The 18,572-nt window shown below is 59.8% G+C and carries 16 protein-coding genes and 1 riboswitch; of the genes, 11 read left to right on the top strand and 5 right to left on the bottom strand.

Annotated elements, in window-relative coordinates; all coding sequences use genetic code 11:
• The coding region (locus FFS23_RS14920; protein WP_137899216.1) for an L-serine ammonia-lyase at positions 1–1,094 on the bottom strand (1,094 nt) is incomplete at its 3' end.
• A 105-nt stretch (positions 1,095–1,199) separates the two neighbouring features.
• A riboswitch (glycine riboswitch) is annotated at positions 1,200–1,289 on the bottom strand.
• Between the two features lie 351 nt (positions 1,290–1,640).
• Here FFS23_RS14920 and FFS23_RS14915 point away from each other — a divergent pair.
• The 4 genes from FFS23_RS14915 to FFS23_RS14900 all read left to right on the top strand — a co-directional run bounded on the left by FFS23_RS14915 (position 1,641) and on the right by FFS23_RS14900 (position 5,136).
• Positions 1,641–2,606: a replication initiator protein A gene (locus FFS23_RS14915; RefSeq protein WP_052075875.1), complete on the top strand. Its 966-nt coding sequence runs from the start codon at positions 1,641–1,643 to the stop codon at positions 2,604–2,606.
• Positions 2,607–3,060: 454 nt separating this feature from the next.
• Positions 3,061–3,864 carry a helix-turn-helix domain-containing protein gene (locus FFS23_RS14910; protein ID WP_137899215.1) on the top strand — a complete coding sequence of 268 codons (804 nt, stop codon included), beginning with the start codon at positions 3,061–3,063 and terminating at the stop codon, positions 3,862–3,864.
• A gap of 328 nt (positions 3,865–4,192) precedes the next feature.
• Positions 4,193–4,855 (top strand): ParA family partition ATPase, encoded by a 663-nt coding sequence (parA, locus tag FFS23_RS14905; RefSeq protein ID WP_041394040.1) that lies wholly within the window; start codon positions 4,193–4,195, stop codon positions 4,853–4,855.
• Positions 4,852–5,136: a ribbon-helix-helix domain-containing protein gene (locus FFS23_RS14900; protein ID WP_137899214.1), complete on the top strand. Its 285-nt coding sequence runs from the start codon at positions 4,852–4,854 to the stop codon at positions 5,134–5,136. Before parA ends, FFS23_RS14900 begins: the two co-directional genes overlap by 4 nt.
• 687 nt (positions 5,137–5,823) lie before the next feature.
• Here the strand turns inward: FFS23_RS14900 and FFS23_RS14895 are convergent.
• Entirely contained in the window at positions 5,824–6,189 is a 366-nt protein-coding gene (locus tag FFS23_RS14895; protein WP_137899213.1) for a hypothetical protein, read from the bottom strand.
• Between the two features lie 215 nt (positions 6,190–6,404).
• Between FFS23_RS14895 and FFS23_RS20180 the strand changes: the two genes are divergently transcribed.
• Positions 6,405–6,542 carry a hypothetical protein gene (locus tag FFS23_RS20180; RefSeq protein WP_171009512.1) on the top strand — a complete coding sequence of 46 codons (138 nt, stop codon included), beginning with the start codon at positions 6,405–6,407 and terminating at the stop codon, positions 6,540–6,542.
• Here the strand turns inward: FFS23_RS20180 and FFS23_RS14890 are convergent.
• The gene (locus tag FFS23_RS14890; protein WP_137899212.1) at positions 6,539–7,540 is read right to left on the bottom strand and encodes an NAD-dependent epimerase/dehydratase family protein; all 1,002 of its coding nucleotides are present in this window, start codon (positions 7,538–7,540) and stop codon (positions 6,539–6,541) included. The two genes, FFS23_RS20180 and FFS23_RS14890, sit on opposite strands and share 4 nt — an antisense overlap.
• 160 nt (positions 7,541–7,700) lie before the next feature.
• Positions 7,701–9,245, bottom strand: a complete 1,545-nt coding sequence (locus FFS23_RS14885) for a hypothetical protein (protein WP_171009511.1) — start codon at positions 9,243–9,245, stop codon at positions 7,701–7,703.
• A 590-nt stretch (positions 9,246–9,835) separates the two neighbouring features.
• Between FFS23_RS14885 and FFS23_RS14880 the strand changes: the two genes are divergently transcribed.
• From FFS23_RS14880 to FFS23_RS14855, 6 genes are all read left to right on the top strand, one after another.
• Positions 9,836–10,777, top strand: a complete 942-nt coding sequence (locus FFS23_RS14880; RefSeq protein ID WP_171009510.1) for a glycosyltransferase family 2 protein — start codon at positions 9,836–9,838, stop codon at positions 10,775–10,777.
• Positions 10,774–12,054, top strand: coding sequence for an oligosaccharide flippase family protein (locus FFS23_RS14875; protein WP_137899209.1), 1,281 nt, complete (start codon positions 10,774–10,776; stop codon positions 12,052–12,054). The genes FFS23_RS14880 and FFS23_RS14875 overlap by 4 nt, the downstream gene beginning before the upstream one ends.
• 133 nt (positions 12,055–12,187) lie before the next feature.
• Entirely contained in the window at positions 12,188–14,074 is a 1,887-nt protein-coding gene (gene asnB / locus FFS23_RS14870; RefSeq protein WP_137899208.1) for an asparagine synthase (glutamine-hydrolyzing), read from the top strand.
• A gap of 34 nt (positions 14,075–14,108) precedes the next feature.
• On the top strand, positions 14,109–15,194 hold the full coding sequence (locus FFS23_RS14865) for a glycosyltransferase (protein WP_137899207.1): 1,086 nt from the start codon (positions 14,109–14,111) through the stop codon (positions 15,192–15,194).
• A gap of 68 nt (positions 15,195–15,262) precedes the next feature.
• The gene (locus FFS23_RS14860) at positions 15,263–16,288 is read left to right on the top strand and encodes an EpsG family protein (RefSeq protein ID WP_137899206.1); all 1,026 of its coding nucleotides are present in this window, start codon (positions 15,263–15,265) and stop codon (positions 16,286–16,288) included.
• A gap of 9 nt (positions 16,289–16,297) precedes the next feature.
• The gene (locus FFS23_RS14855; RefSeq protein ID WP_137899205.1) at positions 16,298–17,422 is read left to right on the top strand and encodes a glycosyltransferase family 4 protein; all 1,125 of its coding nucleotides are present in this window, start codon (positions 16,298–16,300) and stop codon (positions 17,420–17,422) included.
• On the opposite strand, the gene FFS23_RS14850 is transcribed toward FFS23_RS14855, so the two are convergent.
• The gene (locus FFS23_RS14850) at positions 17,419–18,564 is read right to left on the bottom strand and encodes a glycosyltransferase family 4 protein (protein ID WP_249340698.1); all 1,146 of its coding nucleotides are present in this window, start codon (positions 18,562–18,564) and stop codon (positions 17,419–17,421) included. The two genes, FFS23_RS14855 and FFS23_RS14850, sit on opposite strands and share 4 nt — an antisense overlap.
• Positions 18,565–18,572: the final 8 nt, after the last annotated feature.

Here is an 18,572-nt window from a genome sequence, read left to right as displayed (position 1 = left end):
CCCACCTCCCCCTGGCACCCCATCTCCGCGGCCGAGATTGACGCGCGCTTCTTGTAAAGCATGCCGATCGCCGCGGCGGTGAGCAGAAAGCGGCGCGCGCCCTCGTCGTCGGCGCCCTCGATCAGCGTCTCGTAGAAGCGCAGCACCGCGGGCAGCACGCCCGCCGCGCCGTTGGTCGGCGCGGTGACCACCCGGCCACCGGCGGCATTCTCCTCGTTGACCGCGAGTGCCCACAGGCTGACCCATTCGAACACCTCGGCGGGGTTGCGGCCGGGCGTGTCGCCGGTGAGGCCCTGCTGGATCGCGCGGGCGCGGCGCCGCACCTTGAGGCCGCCGGGCAATATGCCCTCCTGCGCGATGCCGCGGTCGATGCACGCGCTCATCGCGGCGCGGACCGCGTCGAGGAAGGCGTCGGTCTCCGCGGGGCTGCGCCACGCCTCCTCATTGGCGCGGACCAGCTCGGCGATCGACAGGCCGGTGGCATCGCCGAGCACGAGCAGATCGGCGCCCGAGCCGAACGGGTGGCGCACCGCGACATTGCCCGCGGCGAGCCGTTCGCCCTTGCGCAGGATCGCGCCCCCCCCGATCGAGAAATAGGTCTCGGCATAGGTCGCGCCGTCGGCATAGCGGGCGGTGAAGGTCATGCCGTTGGGATGTTCGGGCAGGAAGTCGCGCGGGTGGAAGACGACGTCGTCGGGCGCGAAGGCGATGACGTGGCGGCCGGCGAGCGTCAGCCGCCGCTCGACGCGGATATCGGCGAGGATCGCTGGCGCGGCATCGGGATCGAGCCGCTCGGGCTCCCAGCCGGCGAGGCCGAGGATCGTCGCGGTGTCGGTGGCATGGCCGCGCCCGGTGAGCGCGAGGCTGCCGTAGAGATCGCAGGTGACGCCGACCGGAGCCCCCTGCCCTATCCCCTGCCTTGCCCCCTGCCCCGCGCCCTGTCCGAGCGCGCGCTGCCCGAAGTCGCAGGCGGCGCGCATCGGACCGACGGTATGCGAGCTCGACGGGCCGATGCCGATCGTGAACAATTCGGCGACGCTGATCGGGCGATCGAGGTTGCGGTCGAGCGGCGCGGTGACGGGATCGGTGTGCATGCGGTCCTTCCGCCGGTCGCTGCCGGCCTGCATGCCCCATCTGTCCCTTGCGCCTGAGATCATTATCCCGTCGGCGGGCACCGGCTGGCGCCACTCTCCAGATGTCGTCGTCGATCGGTCCTTCTGCCTGAGAGTTTCCGGGGCGGTTGCTCCTTCGGCGCCGGGGCCAGCCCGGTCTCTCCCAGATCGACGCCGCGGACGGTATCATCGCCCCGCCACCGGTCAAGGGCGCCGCACGCACCCGTTCCATCCTGTCGAGCTATCGACATGTCGACAGACCGACCCCGTTGCGTCTGGCACTGCAGGGATTTGAAGAACTTGGCAGTACAGGGTCGAGGCATAGACATGTCGACAATCCGACGCGTCGTACGGCATACGTCGGGCGCGGCGCCCGCTCCTGCCGGAACCCGTCATGGGCCGGCGAGACCCGCCGCTCGCGCGCCATTTCCTACTCGAAAGCACGAATGGGACGGCGTCCAAGCCCATTTTCCCTCGGGAATCCCGTGTGGGGTGCCAAAAGTTCGTGCTTTCGAGTAGGAAATGATCATGGCCCGTTCCCCTGCCCCGACCCGCCCGTCCGCCAGCGCCGGTACCGTGCCGCACCGCGACCTGTTCACGCTCGACAGCCCGCTGCACGGCGAGATCCGCGGCGAGCGGTCGCTGATGGCCTTTCCCTTCTTCGCGCTGTCCAAGAACGCCTGGATGAAGCCGCTGACCTACGATCACGCCACCGTGTCGATCGAGGTGCGCCCCTCGGCGAGCGGCGTCGCGACGATCTACGACAAGGAGATCGTCCTCTATATCGCCAGTCTGATGGCGGCGAAGCTCGAGGCGGGCGAGCATGTCGAGCAGGATTTCATCTTCACCGCGCACGATCTGTTCTCGGTCACCGGCTCCAACCACAGCGCGCGCTCCTACGGCCGGCTGTCGGAGGCGCTGGAACGGCTGCAGGGCACGCAGATCAAGACCAACATCGAAGCGGGCGGGGAGGGGGAGGAGGGCTTCTTCTCGTGGCTTTCCGAAGCAAAACTTCATTATTCCAAGACGAAGAGCGGTGAGCGGCGGCTGAAGGCGGTCAAGGTGCGGCTGTGCGACTGGCTGTTCCGCGCGATCCTGCTCGATCGCCACGTGCTCGATTATGCCGCCGCTTACTTCCAGCTCGGGCCGATCGAACGGCGCATCTACGAGGTGGCGCGCTCGACCTGCGAGGAGGGCGGGCTCGACCTCGATCTCGCCACCTTCCGCCTGCAGATCGGCTATCAGAACCCGCTGTCGAACTTCAAGGCGGCGCTCAAGCAGATCGTCGCGACCGACGGCATCCCCGATTACCATCTCGAGCTGGTCGAGAGCGAGGCGGCCGAGGAGGAGGGCGCCGCCCCGCGGCGCGGCCGCAAGGCGCCGCAGAACCGGGTGGTGATCACGCCGCGGCCGCAGCCGGGGCAGGCGGTGCTGAGCGAGCATCGCACCATCGTCGAATCGGCCGCGGCAGAGGGAACCAATCCGGCCGGGTGATTCGCCGACGGCTGCGAATTGTTACTCGAAAGCACGAATGAATGCGGTGCATTCCTACTCGAAAGCACGAATGGCAGCGCGCCATTGTTACTCGAAAGCACGAATAGAAACGTCTATTCTACTCGAAAGCACGAACTTTTTTCGGGTTAAATACTCGAAAGCACGAATCGTAAGCGCTTCCGCTGTTGGATCATTGCTGCAACAAGAATGACGCGCGGTCATGTCGACCGCGGCGATGTTCATGGAGTGGCCGTGACCACATAAAGGAAAGCCCGGCACGAAGGCCGGGCATCCCAAGGAAATATTCGAGAGACCGGCGTCGCCAAACGTCGATCGGTGACTTTTCAACAGCTCACGTCTCCCGAATAGCTCCGAACCCGTTCCGGTTCAAGGATGCGCGTTTCGCGCCACGGTCTTTTTTGTCCTCGGTCCCGGCCCCGCAAGGGGATGGAAGATGACGGCGTTTACCCTCGGGGAGGCGAGCGCCCGCGTGCTCGCGCGGGCGGGCGGCGGGCTGCGCGATCGATCACGCGCCCCGGCACGTACCCGCACACCCCACCGCACCGGTGCGCCGGTGCTGCGCGACAGTATCGAGGCGGGGACGTTCGAGGAGCTGTTCTTCGCGACGCCCGCCCCCGGCGAGACCGACCGGCTGCTGCGCGCCTGCCGCCGCACGCTCGACGCCGGCCGTCGGCTCCGCCGCGAGGAACGCGCCGGCACCCGCACGCTGAGCGCCACCGAGCGCAGCATCGCCGGGCTGACCGCGGCCGCGGTGCGCGTGTTCGAAGAATTGTGCACGCTCGCCCGGCTCAACCAGGGCCGCGTCTATCCGAGCTACGACTGGCTCGCCGAGGCGACCGCGCTCGGCCGGGCCACCGTCGCCCGCGCGCTGCACGCGCTTGAACGCTGCGGCTTCCTCGTCCGCCAGCGCCGGTTCAAGCGGGTCGAAGGGGAGGGGCCGCGCTATCGCCAGACCTCCAACGCCTATCGGCCGCTGCTGCCGGCGCGGGTGCTCGCTTATCTGCCGCGCTGGATGCGCCCGGCGCCGCTGCCGGTCGATCACGAGCAGCAGCGCGCCGTCGAGGCGGAGGCATATGAGAGGATGCTGGCCAGCCTGTCCTGCCGGGAGCGCGCCACGGCCAGCGTCGGCGGCATGCTGGGCAAGGTGCTCGCTTCGCTCGGCGCGGCGATCGACCGGGACATGGCGTCAGCGTGCGAGTCTCACAACCATCCGCAACCTCTCATGGATTCTATTTGAATGAGAACAAAAGGGTTGGCCTAGACGGCCAACACAATCGTCTGACGACGACGAAGGACGAGCGACGAACCAAAACGGCCCGACGATAAAACGCAAGACCAGGGTGCCGGCTACGCCGTCACATGCTCCCTAGGAGGAGCAAGCGGTTCAGGGCGGTGATCCTCACCTTGGCAGCGTGCGTCGACCTGTCGAGGTGTCGACGGATCGACGGCCGTATCGTGTTCGTCGATTCCGCTGACCGTCCGGTCGGGCAGGGGGCTCGACGCGTCTATATGTCTATACGTCGAGGACTTGCCACGTCGGCATGTAGACATGTAGGGAGGACGACATGGCGACCATCGCGATCATCAGTCAGAAGGGCGGCGCGGGCAAGACGACGCTCGCGCTCCACCTCGCCGCAGCCGCGCAGGATGCCGGCCGCGTCGCGCTCATCATCGATACCGACCCGCAGGCGACCGCCAGCCAATGGGCGGCCTGGCGTGGGGAGGCGCCGCCCGAGGTGATCGACAGCCCGCCGCCACGGCTCGCCGCCAAGGTTGAGGCAGCGCGCGGGCAGGGGGCCGAGCTGATCGTCATCGATACGCCGCCCCATGCCGACAGCGCCGCCCGCGCTGCGGTTGAGGTCGCCGATCTCGTGCTGATCCCGTGCCGGCCGAGCGCCTTCGACCTGTCGGCGATCCAGACCACCGCCAAGCTGGTGCAGCTGCTGCGCAAGCCCGCCTATGTCGTCTTCACCGCCGGCGCCCCCAATGCGCCGCGCGTCTACCAGGAGGCGGGCGAACTGGTCGAAGGCTTCGGCACGCCGCCTTGCCCGGTGCAGATCCCCGACCGCGCCGCCTATCGCCACGCGAGCGGGGAGGGGCGCACCGTCATGGAATATGAGCCCGACGGCAAGGCCGCCGAGGATATTCGACAGCTCTACGCGTGGACATGTCGACAGGTCGGCATGCCGGTTGCTAAGGCCAAGACCCGCAAGAAGGTACCTGCATGAGCCGCAAGCCGAGTTTCGCCAATCTGCGCACCGTCAGCGCGCCGCCCGCCACCGTCGCGGCGCCGGCGCCGGTCGCCGTTCCCGCGCCGCCCGCCGGTGCGGCAGGGCAGGGGCCGGCAAGCCGCCAGGGCCGCAAGCAGATCGCCGGCTTCTTCAGCCCCGAGATGTCGTTCGCGATGCATACCCTGGCGCGTCGGCAGGGCCGCAGCCTGCAGGCGCTGATGGCCGAGGCGTTCAACGACGTGCTGCGCAAGCACGGCGAGAGTCCGATCGGCGATTGAGCCGGTGAGCGCATTACCTCTTCTGTAGAACGAAGAACGGACACGCTTCTGCATGCCTTGCCCGTCGCAGTCTGCAATATTGTTTGCGTGGGGCAGGGCGTCAGAAGCGCAGTCTGATGCTGGTGGTCACACTTTACTGATAAATTTCGCGGTTCAGTGTGCGAAACTACCAAACTGAACAGATCGAGTCCCGTCAGACGATAGGCGAGGCCCGCCGCAGCGGTGCCGACCAGATCATCCCGCGCTCGGCCTAATGCAGTCGGGCCGCGCCCGCCACCAGTATAGCCAGTGACCGCATCGGTACGGCTGCCCTTTGATCTAGTAGCGTTGACTAAGCGAAAACCAGGCCGGGATCGGCAAAGCCTGCGACGTGGCGATCGCGCGCCAAGTTTTAGCACGAAGGCGCTGCGAAGCCGCCGGTCATCGTCAGCGCTTCGATCTTGGAAAACGAGTAGAACGCCACCTGTGCCGCGTCGCTGCCGCCCAAAATCGTGATCGTGTTGTGACCGGCGCCGCCATCACTGACCCGGCGAAACGGCGGACAATGGTCAGGCGATTGTCGCCCCTGCCAAACTGAACCTAGCCGGTGGTCAGCGTGCTACCCGCCAAAGCGACGAGGTTGGCACTGCCAATCACCCAGTCGAAGCCGTAGGTCCCTACGAGCGCTATAGCCATAGCCATTAGTGGTCAGCGTCGTAGAGTCGGCGCGCGCCAAAAAAAATTGAGGTCGTCGCCGCTGCTGCCGACGCCCTCGATAAATACGTCATTGCCCCCATCGAGCTTTACCGGACCAAGGATCGTAGGGTCATTAGCAACCGTCTCGCTGGCATTGCTGCCGGTCAGAGCAATCGGGCCGCTGGTGGCGAGCGTCTGGCCAGACGCGACGCTGAACATGCCGCCGTTGACGCCGACCGTGTCGAACTTGAAACTGCCGAGGAGGACGTTGCCTTTGAGGCCGCGGTTATGGATTCCTTCATTGTCGTCGCCAAGCGCGATCGTGCCTGTGTTAACGATGCAATCACCGGCATTGCCGAGAGTCTGGATCGCGCGCACGAGATGAAGCGCGCAGAGATAGATGGTGAGAGTCAGGGGAGGACAGGGTGGTACCTGCGCTGCAGCGGATCGTGACGGCATTGTCGAGATCCAACGCGGCACGGACAAGGATCGCGGTGGACAGCGTACCGTCGCCTCGATCAAGCCTTCGCTGGCGTTGGTGATCTCCGCGATATCGCGGGCGCGAGATCCGCGAAGGGCGGCTGGAGGTGGCGATGCCCGAATGGAGCGTTGCGCCGCTCGGTCTCCACCTCATCACCCCGCCGAGCCCGCTGCGCCCGCGCCGCGTCACGGTGCTGATCGATCATCTCGCCCGGGCACTGGCGAAAGCGCCGTGGGCGGGGGCGTTCTAAAGCCGGTGATAGGCGCGATACCAGTCGACGAAGCGCGGGACGCCGACGTCGATCGTCGTGGTCGGCCGATAGCCTAGATCGTCGGCGATTGCGGTGATGTCGGCGAAGGTCCGCACGACGTCGCCCGGCTGGATCGGCAGGTCGCGGCGCACCGCCGGCCGGCCGATCGCCGCCTCCAGCAAGCCGATCACGCGGCCAAGCGGCTCCGAGCGATTGTTGCCGATGTTGTAGAGGCGGTGCGGCGCGACGCTGCCGCCGGGCTTTTCCTGCCCGTCGTCAGGCGGCGGCTGGTCGTGCGCGGCGATCACGCCGGCGACGATATCGTCGATGAAGGTGAAGTCGCGCTCCATCTGGCCGTTGTTGAACACGGGGATCGGCTCGCCGGCGAGCATCGCGCGGGTGAAGATCCACAGCATCATATCCGGCCGGCCCCACGGGCCGTAGACGGTGAAGAAGCGCAATCCGGTTTGCGGCAGGCGATAGAGATGTGCGTAGCTTTCGCTCATCACCTCGTTGGCGCGCTTGGTCGCGGCGTAGAGCGACACCGGCCGGTCGACGCGATCCTCGACGCGGAACGGCACCGAGGCGTTGCTGCCGTAGACCGACGACGAGGACGCATAGACCAGATGCTCGACCCGCCGCGTGCGTGCGAGTTCGAGGATGTTGAGATGACCGACGAGGTTGGACTGGCCGTAGACCTCGGGATGTTCGATCGAGTAGCGGACGCCCGCCTGCGCGCCGAGATGGACGATGCGCTCGAACGCATGCGGTGCCAGCGCGTCGTGCAACGTCGCGGCATCGGCGAAATCGACGGCGAGGAAAGTGAAGCGGTCGCCATGCCGGCGGGTCAGTTCGGCGAGACGCGCCTGCTTCAGTACCGGGTCATAGTAATCGTTGAGCGAATCGATGCCGACCACGCTGTCGCCGCGTGCGAGCAGCGCTTCCGCCGTATGCATGCCGATGAAACCCGCCGCCCCGGTCACCAACGTCTTCGGCATCGTCTCTCTGCTCCATCCTCGCGAGGCCGTCGACGGCCGCGCACGCTCGCTAGCCGAGAATGCGCCGCTTGACGATCACCGCATAAATCCGGTCATTTTGTCGTAAAAGCGGTGATAATATTGTTTTAAAGAGTATGTCAAAGTAAGGTGCAAGTTCGATTTATAATGAGATAATTCTCCATTTGAGAGGCGCAATACGCCTAACGACTACCTCATGACCAGGGTCAATTTGCAGGCATTTATCACTTATACCTAGTATTACGTCTCGGCCTGAAGAACATATCATAATAGGAAATTTACCTTTAGCAGAAATTGTAACGTCCGGCCATCCTAGCGGAATATGCTCATCCGATAATCTAAACTTAACAATTCCATTGGCTCCATTATTAGAATAATGTCCAAAAAAATGCCATTTATCTATAATCCATTCATCATCGACAGAAGTACGATTGTAGACAGACAATTGATATTTATCACTCCACAAAACCTTTCCTTCAATCCAGCTATACTTAGCACCTTGTAATTTTATAGGGTCTATAATCGAAATATTCGCGACTGAATCAGGGAATTTTTCATTCTGAATGTAAATGTACCGTTCGATGCGCCCATTACTATCACCGACAATCGATGGATTTACAATTTTGATATTTCCAATCGTCTCAGCATCCCCCCCGGCAGCTAAAAACAAAGTGATCCCAGCTCGCGCACGGTCTGCCGTTAAGTTTCCTTTATTAGGATATTCGATTTTAGGTCGCATGATGAATACACGAGCTCCGCGAACATCCCAATCTTCCACGCCAATGCCAGTGACATGAGAATTTTTAATCTTGGGATTGATGTAATCTATCCTACCCTTAACATAACTTCCTGCTGCGCCCGACCTAGCAAACTGCGCCCCACTATTATCACCATTACTATCATGATCTTTTATAGCGATGTTGACGGGACTGGAGCTAGACCGCAGCATACCTAAATAAATTGAGATTCCCGCCCCCGCGTTGCCGCTTGTCACGGGTGCGATGATCTGGATATCCTGCAAGACACAGCTGGCCAGATTGGGTTCGATGTCCAGACCGGCCGAGGGGGGGGTTCCATTCGTATTGGTCCAGATCGGACGTCGCACGATGCATCTATGCGCCGAAGTGATGCTCATCCCCTGCCGACGGCAATTGTCGGCACGTGGATCCGAGACCTCTACCGATCGCGGATTGGCGCCGGTTGCCATATCCTCGCCGATGTAAATGCCGTCGCCCCACATGTTGTTGGTGACTGGTGAGATGATTCGGATGTCATCCACGTCCCCCAAGATCTGGATGCCATTGCCCCATTCGCCAGTCGTTTCAACGTTGAGGTCGCGACGGCCGTCAAGCATCGCGTCGATGATCTCGACATTCCGGACATTGTGCAACAGCAGCATTTCATAGCCGGTCAGGCGATGGGGGAGGTTCTCGATTTTGCTGCCGGCTTCGAAGATCACCTTGCTATTGCTTGGTACGCGAAGGCTCTGCCGGCCAGATTCGGGCTGGATATGATAGACGCGAGACAGGTGGACAGGCGCGCGTCCTCCCCCATAATCGAACGCCGCCTGCAGCACATGGGATGCGTCCTTTCCAGCGACGACGACACCAAATTGTTCGGGTCGAATGATCGCGTTCGCTGGATAGAGGCCCAGCCCTCCGACTGTCCGGACGGCATGATAGGCCAAGCGGGGGGCGACGAGATATTGGTTGTTCCCCGCCCGGACCCGTGTTCCCGCAGCTATCCGAGCATGGTTCATCGTTCGGTCGGCTAGGAGGTCGGCCACTGTATCAAACGAGATTGCGGCGCTCCCCTCCAGTGCGTAGCGCATCCATGAACCCCGATCGGTAGGGGAAATTTTGGATCGATCGACTGCCCCGTCGCTTATCCCATCAGTGGCTTCTGTATCATGCCATATCCAGATAGCATTATCTCGAAAGACAGGACTCTCAGCGGGTCGAGCATTTCTTATTGTAGTCAATACGCTAGGTCGACCAACCGTGCGAATTGAAAGCAGCGTTACGATTCCTGCCAAAGAGCTTCCAAGCGCTGCACGGCGTGTAGGCCCTAAGCCAGGAGCAGAGCGTCGGTCGGCGTTCACAGGCGGCACGCCAGCACCAACAGTCTCTCTGGGTTGACCTCAGCTTGGCAGGGCAATAGGCGACCGGTCGTCCAGCCGCCAACTTTCATGCCTTCCCTCGTCTGGACGAGAGCCAATGTGTTAACCACGTGCGTTTTTGACAGGTTGGGTTTGCCGTTGCGCAACAAGGACCATTGGTGACAGAACCGGTTTTCACCGTCGCGACTCCGACCTACAATCGTGCCGACACGCTTCCACGTGTCTATGACAGTCTTTGTGCTCAAAGTTTTCGCAGCTTCGAGTGGCTGGTGGTTGATGACGGTTCGACGGATCATACCCGCGATCTAGTGCTGAGCTGGCAAGACGCCAGTCCCTTTCCGATCCGATATCACTGGCAACCCAACCAGCACAAAAAAACCGCCGTCAATCACGCCGTACGTGAGGCGAGGGGGGCGTTCATTGCCATACTAGACAGCGATGACAGCTTCATGCCCAACGCCCTTCAGGACATGTATGACGGATGGGAAAGCATCCCGATCGCCGAACGCTCGGATTTTGCCGGAGTTTCGGCGTTGGTCATGAGTCCCGACGGGGCAATCGTCGGCGATGCCTTTCCCGAAGATCCTTTGGACGCCGATTATATGACCTGCCACTACATTATAGGCGTGCGCGGAGAAAAATTCACGATGCAGCGCACTGACGTTATGCGGCAATTTCCTTTTCCCGATTTTGTAAGCGGACTTGTGCCCGAAAACTATGTATGGGATCGCATAGCCATAAATTATAAGATGCGCCACATCAATAGAGTTGTTAGAATATACTATCCAACTCCGGGATCTCTTATAAATGGAAATGTATACCAGCGGGTTCGCGCTGATTATGATGGTTGTTTATATTACTCTTGTATGTTCATAGACGAAATCGCGCCAATTCTAGCCTTTAAAGCTCCACGAGTGATATTCGATACATGTCGGCAACATTGCAGGTTTATCCTGCACACGTTGCGCCAGAAGCGAGCCATTCGATGGTGGCCATCACGGGCATCATCCTGGCTGTTGCTGTTGCTGCATCTGCCCGTTGGCCTCGCGCTTTTCAGCAAAGACATGCTTGAGGCCTGGTCACGGCGCGTTCAACGATGACGCTTCCCAACTTCATCCGCTCCATGATGTCGATCGGAGCTATCAATCTGATCGACCGGATCGTCGGGATCGTTATTGGTATCTGCTTGGCGCGCATGTTGGGTGTGCAGGCCTACGGAATCTACGCGTTTGCCATGGCGTTCATGGGGATGCTGATGATTCCCGCTCGTTGGGGGCAGCCCGAATTACTGCTCCGGGAGACTGCAATTGCGCAGGTAGATGCTCAAGCCTTTGATCCAAGTACCTTTGCTCGGACTTCCGGCCTGTTTGTCCTCGCAGTCTGCGCAATTGCGGCACTGCTTTCGTGGCCTGTCATCGCTTATCGTTACGCAGACGATGGCGCCATGCGTCACGCGCTCTATATGATCTTGCTCGTCTTACCTGCCTATGTTTTACTGGATCTTGCGTGTTACGGCTTGCGCGGCGTTCGCAAGGTCGTACCAGCTGCATGGTTTGTCACCCCCGTACCCAACGCGCTTGTCATGATCGGGCTTGGCATCTTCTTTCTAGTCGACCGACTGGCACTGAATCCGACGAACGCATTGCTCCTGCGTTGCGCTGCGCTAGGGCTTTCTGCCCTCCCGGCATGGCTGTTGCTGTTCCGAACTTTGCCCCTGTCGAGTGCTGCTGCTGCTCCACGGCTACGCTTTGCGCAGCTGTTTCGACTGGGCGTTCCGTTCATGCTGCTGACCGCAAGTTCGGTGCTCATGAGCCGCACCGACGTCTTCATCCTCGGTCTTTTCAAACAGCCTGCCGACGTCGGTTTGTACAATGTCGCGTTCCAAGCGGCGGTATTAGTTGATCTGGGTCTGCAGGTCTCCAACTTCATCACGACTCAAGAATTTGCCCGTTATCATGCCAGCAACCAGCGAGACGAGCTTCAAACGTTCGCGATCCATAGCGCCCGCATCACACTGGTAATCGGCATTGCAATCTTTGCATTTCTGGTAGTATTTGGGCGCTATCTGCTGGGAATATTGTTTGGGCACGAATACCAGTCGGCGTTCAGCATTATGGTCGTGCTCGCTTTTGGAAAATGCATCGCGCTTCTGTTCGGAGAGCCCGGTTTTATCCTGAACATGTCCGGCAATGAGCGTACCACGGTCCGTATCTTCGGCGCGACTGCGCTGTCTAACGTCGCCTTGTGCTTGATCGCAATTCCGATCGGCGGCCCTATCGGTGCTGCATGGGCCTCCGGTCTTTCGCTGATGGTGTGGCGCCTGCTAGCATGGCAGGCGGTACGTAAGAAAGTCGGCATTTCCTGTGCGGTCTTTTGACCCGGCGTCGACGCATCAAATGACGCCCCTTTCCGGGTGGCTCGTTTGGTGCGATGGGCAGCGGATCGCTGATCGGAGCCGATCAGCGGGGTCGCGTAAACGACTTTTTACGTTGATATAGGCAGACTTTGCGATGTGCGGAATTTGCGGTTTCTGGGGAAATCAGCGCGACGCCGACGCTCTTGCTGGCGAGATGGCCCTGCGTATCGAGCACCGCGGCCCTGACTCGACAGGCGTTTGGGCCGATACGGAAGGAGGCATCGCGCTGGCCCATTGTCGGCTGGCCATCGTCGACCTGTCACCGGCGGGACATCAACCGATGGCCAGTTACGACGGTCGCTATCAAATCAGCTACAATGGCGAAATTTACAATCATCTTGATCTGCGCGCGGCATTAAATGCCGAAGAGGCGCGAACTTGGCGCGGCCATTCAGATACGGAAACTCTCGTCGAGGCGATCAGCCGCTGGGGTGTCGAGACAACGCTTAAGCGTATCAACGGCATGTTTGCCGTGGCAATTTGGGATAGGGATTGCCAAGAACTTCATTTAGCTCGCGATCGGATGGGGGAGAAGCCGCTTTATTGGGGAAGAGTCGGTAAAGATGTTGTCTTTTCTTCCGAGCTGAAAGCGATGCGCGTTCACCCGCAATGGACGGGTGAAATCAATCGTGACGTTTTAGCGCTATACTTTCGACACAATTACATTCCGGGCGATCACTGCATCTATCAGGGACTGTACAAACTTCCCCCGGGCCATTGGGTGACGATTTCGCAACCGTCCGGTGACCTTCCAGCGCCTCGACCCTATTGGTCGCTTCGCGACGTGGCAGAAGCCGGCATAAACGCGCCCTTCGCAGGCTCTGTATCCGACGCAGTCGATGCGCTGGAAACGCTGCTGCTGGACGCCGTTGGTCTTCGAATGATCGCTGACGTACCCCTTGGCGCATTTCTGTCGGGCGGCGTGGATTCGTCGACGATAGTTGCATTGATGCAGGCGCAGTCGCAGCGACCCGTACAAACCTTTTCGATCGGCTTCAACGAGGCCGCCTATGACGAGGCACCCCATGCTAGGGCGGTCGCTGCTCACCTCGGAACCGACCATACAGAACTTTATGTCAGCGGCGACGATGCGATAGCTGCCATTGCAAGTCTGCCGGATATTTGGGATGAACCTTTTGCCGACCCTTCACAGATCCCGACGGTTTTACTCAGTCGTCTGACACGGCAGGCGGTAACGGTTAGCTTGTCAGGTGATGGTGGTGACGAACTCTTTTACGGTTATGGCAGGTATGATCGAGCTGCCCAGTTATGGTCGCAGATTTCCGCCATTCCTGCGCCAATCCGGCGGTTCGCCGGAACACTGGCTAGCCGCATCCCCCTTGGAATAAGCCGTCGCGCCAGCAAACACATTGAGCAGGTTGCGCAGATCGCAGATATGCGGGGGCCGGAGGATTTGTATCATCTAACCATGTCTTTTGCGCGCACACCGGAACGACTGGTTTTAGGTGCGACAGAGCCTTCAACTCTGTTGACTGATCCTACGCGCTGGCTGACTGGCGCGAACTTCCGCGAGCAAATGATGTATCTCGACGCTGGAAGTTATCTGCCTGACGATGTGCTGGTAAAGGTCGACCGGGCCAGCATGGCGGTCGGATTGGAATCGCGTGTGCCGCTACTTGATCATCGCGTGGTTGAATTTGCCTGGAGCTTGCCCTTGTCGATGAAGGCACGGGAGGGCAGCGCAAAATGGGCGCTGCGCGAGGTGCTGTATCGCCACGTTCCCAAAGCTTTGATTGAACGGCCGAAAATGGGCTTCGGCGTGCCCATTGACAGCTGGCTTACCGGGCCATTGCGCAACTGGGCAGAAGCATTGCTGACTGAAGAGCGGCTCAACCGAGACGGCTATCTCAATCCGGCCATCGTCCGCCGCATGTGGGAGGATCATCAGAGCGGTGCCCGGCAATGGCACTTCCAGCTGTGGGGTGTATTAATGTTTCAGATGTGGCTGGACGCACAATGAGGAGTCATGATCGGCAATCTGCGGCGCCACGGGCATGAGCCACGTCGCGATCTTCTTGCCGGATGTGGAAGGCGGCGGTGCGGAGCGAGTCATGGTCACATTGGCCAACGGCTTTGCAGTGCGTGGACACCAGGTCGATCTGGTGCTGGCAAAGGCGCGTGGGTCCTATCTTGGCGAAGTCGCCGGCAATGTCCGCGTGATCGACCTGAATAAGGGCCGGGTCGCCACCAGTATCCTGCCGCTGGCGCAATATCTCAGACGGGAACGCCCGACTGCCCTGCTATCGGCGCTGAACCACGCGAACATCATTGCGATTATCGCCAAAAAGCTATCCGGCGTGCCGATGCGGCTGGTCGTTAGTGAACGCAATTCACCCCTGCGCACCCTGATGGGGGGCGGTCAAGTTGCGATCTTTCGCGCGCTTACTCGGTGCCTCTACCCGGCGACCGACGGCATCATCTGTGTGGCCAAGGGCATTCAGGATGAACTCGAGCACCTACTGGGTCTGCCGCCCGAGAAGCTGCACACCGTTTACAATCCCCTTGATCTAAGTCGTATTGAGTCGCTCAAGGCGGATGTGCCCGATCATGTCTGGTTTAGGCAGCATCAGTCGCCTGTGATCGTAGCGGCAGGGCGGCTGACTGCGCAGAAGGACTATCCTACGCTCTTGCGAGCGTTCCAGCATCTCCGCCGTACACGCGATGCCAAGCTTATCGTCCTCGGCAAGGGAGAGGAACGAGCGGCCTTGCTGCAACTGGTCGATGAACTCGACATTGGTGCGCACGTCGATTTTGTCGGCTTTCAGGACAATCCCTTTGCATGGATGGCGGCGTCAGACCTTTACGTCATGTCATCAGCCTGGGAGGGGCTGCCAGGTTCGCTACTCCAAGCGATGGCGTGCGGCACCCGCATCGTCAGTACTGACTGCCGCACCGGACCAGCGGAGATATTGGAGAACGGTCGTTGGGGACGGCTGGTCCCCGTCGGCGATTCGCATGCGTTGGGAGAGGCGATGGCGGTAGCCCTTGATGATCCGTCCCCCCCACAAGTGACCGAGCGCGCCCATGCCTTCGGACTTGATCGGGCAATTGATGGCTATGCCCGTCTGCTCGCATTATAAGAACTATACCAACGTGCTCTCTCGCGCCCGTTCGCACGCGTAACCTGCATCGATAGGCATATCTTCGGATGACGATTGATCAAACGGCGACCATGCCGACTTCAGCTACGCTGAAGGATACACCAGACGGCGGCATAGCTCCGGCCGCTTCGGCACCACATTCGGTGCTGCCGGCCGCCTTCGCGCTGATGTATGCGACGGTTTTGACCATGCTGCCAATTAACGCCTTTCAGGACCGTACTAACTATCTAGCCTATGCAGATTATAGCGACTTCATCCTGTGGCACTATCTGATCGACGGTTGGTCAGCCGTATTTGCAAACGAACCATTGTGGCTAGTCGTGAACATGGCACTCGCCAGTTGCATGTCGAACTACAACGCCGTTCGCGTCATCATATTCCTTCCCGCATTCGTCACTCCCTTCGTGATATTACGACGGGAACGCGGATCCGCGTTGTGGTTGATCTTTCTTTTTCTCGTTCCACTTGTCATTAAAAACAACATTATCCACTTGCGACAGGGCGTCGCGGTCGCGCTTTTCGTGGCGGGATATTATGACAAAGTAAGATGGCGGCGTTGGCTGATAATTGGCCTGACTCCTCTTGTGCACTCTTCGTTTTTTTTCCTTGTCATGATCGAAGTGCTGAATCAGGTTACGGCACGTTTCCGACTGTCGCCATGGGTCAGAATAATCTTCTTCATTGGCTTCTTTTTGACATTGGGCTTGTTGCTTGGCGTGCTTTCCGCAAGCCTAGGTGCGCGTCAGGCAGGTGAATATGAGGGCGCTTCCATTGGGGTCAGTGGCGTAGCTTTTGCGTATTGGTCAATTATATTGGCGATCTTTATATCGGCAGGTAAAGATTTTCTTCAGAGAGAAGCCTTTGCCGTGTCTGTGTTATCATTTTACTTGTGCGTATACTTTCTAACGGTGGTGTCCGGTCGAATATTTGAGAGCGGGCTGCTATTCGTACTTCTGGCTGGTACGCACCTTTCTGGATGGAGGAAGAAGGCGTTCGTTGTGCTGATCATCGGCTTCACGCTCGCCAATTATATTGGCCGGTTGAACGAACCTTGGCTTGGCTGGGGTGTTTGAGAAATATCAATGGACATTCTTCACATCATTACTGGGCTGAACGACGGGGGAGCCGAAAGCGCCCTGTACCGCTTATGCCTTCATAATTCGCAAGATCGGCATCGGGTTGTCTCCCTTACCGACGCCGGAAAATATGGACCGTTGCTTGAGGCGCAGGGCATTCCAGCCTTTTGTCTGAACATGCCACGGGGCCGGATCACCGGCCGCGGATTAAGGCAACTCTGGAACATTCTAAGTAAATCGCGCTCCGATGTCATACAGACATGGATGTATCATTCAAATTTGGCCGGTGGTCTTGCCGCCAAGGTGAGTGGCCATCGGAATATTATATGGGGCATCCATCACTCTGATCTTGGCGAAGGCGGAACTTCGAAAAGAACCGTGATGGTCGCGAAGCTGGGCGCGCGCTTGTCGCGTATAGTACCCCGGCGCATCATCTGCTGCGCAGAAAAGTCGGCTCAAATCCACGCCGATTTTGGATATGAGCCAAGCCGTCTGCGTGTCGTGCCAAACGGGTACGACCTGTCCGTATTCCAGCCCGATACAATTCTGCGCGAGCAATGTCGCTCAGAATTTGGTTTGACCAGCACCGAGCCGGTGATCGGGTTTGTCGCGCGTTATGATGTACTCAAGGATCACTCAAACCTGTTGACGGCACTTCGCCTCCTGCGGGAAATGGGTCATCACCCGAGATGTCTTTTGGTCGGAACGGGTATGGATCCGGGCAACCGCGATTTGAGGACGCAGATCGAGGAACTCGGCTTGACGGAGCAAGTCATGCTGCTTGGTCGACGTGATGACATTCCGGCGGTGATGAACGCGTTGGACATGCACGTTATGTCCTCGACCAGCGAAGCTTTTCCCAATGTGCTTGCCGAGGCGATGGCATCGGGCACGCCATGCATTTCGACGGATGTCGGAGATGCACCCGATATTGTTGGACCGACGGGGTGGATCGTGCCGCCTCGCGATCCACAAGCTCTTGCTCGGGCGTTGGCTAAGGCTCTGCAAGCTCTTGGCCGGCCTGGAACCGAATGGTGCGCACGGCAGCGTGCAACGCGAGAGCGCGTGGAGCAGCGTTTCTCGATCGCGCGGATGGTCGAGGGTTATCGTTCGGTCTGGCTTGACACTTAGCTTCCGGTAAGAGCTCCATAAATTCTTTCGTTTACCTCGTCGATGTTGAAGCGTTCCTGCGCCATTCGCCTGCTTTCCGCGCCCATTACCGGGATTAATGAAGGATTATCGCAGAATCGAGCCATGGCGTCTGCTAGGCTGTCCGCATCGCGGGCCGTTGCAAAGAACCCGTTGACACCAGCCTGGACCGTTTCCCGGCAGCCTGGAACATCGGTCGTGACGACGGGGCGTCCCATTGCCATCGCTTCTTGCGTGCTACGTGGCACGCCTTCGCGGTACGAGGGGAGAACATATACCGAGCAACCGGCGATCGCAGGCCGGACATCGGACACTTCTCCCAGCCACTCCACCGCCCCATCCACAAGAAGTTCGTCGACCTGGGTCGTGGACAACCCGCCCGGATTGTTGTCGCGTCCACCGACAAGGTAGAACCGAGCGGCCGGATAGCGAACCTTCAATCGGCGCGCCGCCTCAATATACTCGCATACGCCCTTTTCTCGAAGTAGTCGGCCGATCATCAAAAAGGAGGGCATACCGTCGGGAAGGGGGGCAGGTGAGAATATGTCGAGGTCGACCCCAATCCCGCCTAGCAACAGAACCTGTTCAGGGCGGACAATCCGCCTAGCCACGAACTCGTCCCGATCGTCCGGGTTGAGAAAGATAACCTGATGCGCACGGCGCAATGCCGCCCGTAGCAACACGACTGCCACTGTGCGTGCAACGGAGCGCTTTAATGAGCTATCACCGTTGTCGGTGAATAGATAGCCCAATCCCTCGACCATCGCCACGCGCCGCGCAATACCGGTCATCGCGGCGGCCAGGCCGCCATAGATGTTCGGCTTGATAAAGTAGGTCAGGCTGACGTCGGGCCGTTCACGCCGGAACCAATGTCGCAGATCGACCAGCGTGGACAGATCGGACAGGGGGCTCTGTCCGGTGCGCTCAATTCGGACGATGTCAAGATGGACGCCTATCTCCTCCAACTGCTTCCGCTGCATTGCCGAATAGCTGGGCGCCAGAGTATGCACTCGGTGACCGCGCGCTACGAGAAGGCGGAGCAGAGGGCCACGGAAACCCACTAGAGATTCCGCAGCATTCGCGATAATAGCAATCTTCATCTGCCCGGTTTGTTCATCAGCCATGCCCGCAC

Source organism: Sphingomonas sp. 2SG, from assembly GCF_005503285.1.
GTDB lineage: Bacteria > Pseudomonadota > Alphaproteobacteria > Sphingomonadales > Sphingomonadaceae > Sphingomonas > Sphingomonas taxi.
The sequence above is the reverse complement of the archived record's forward strand: the minus strand, read 5'-3'. Positions and strand labels throughout refer to the sequence as shown.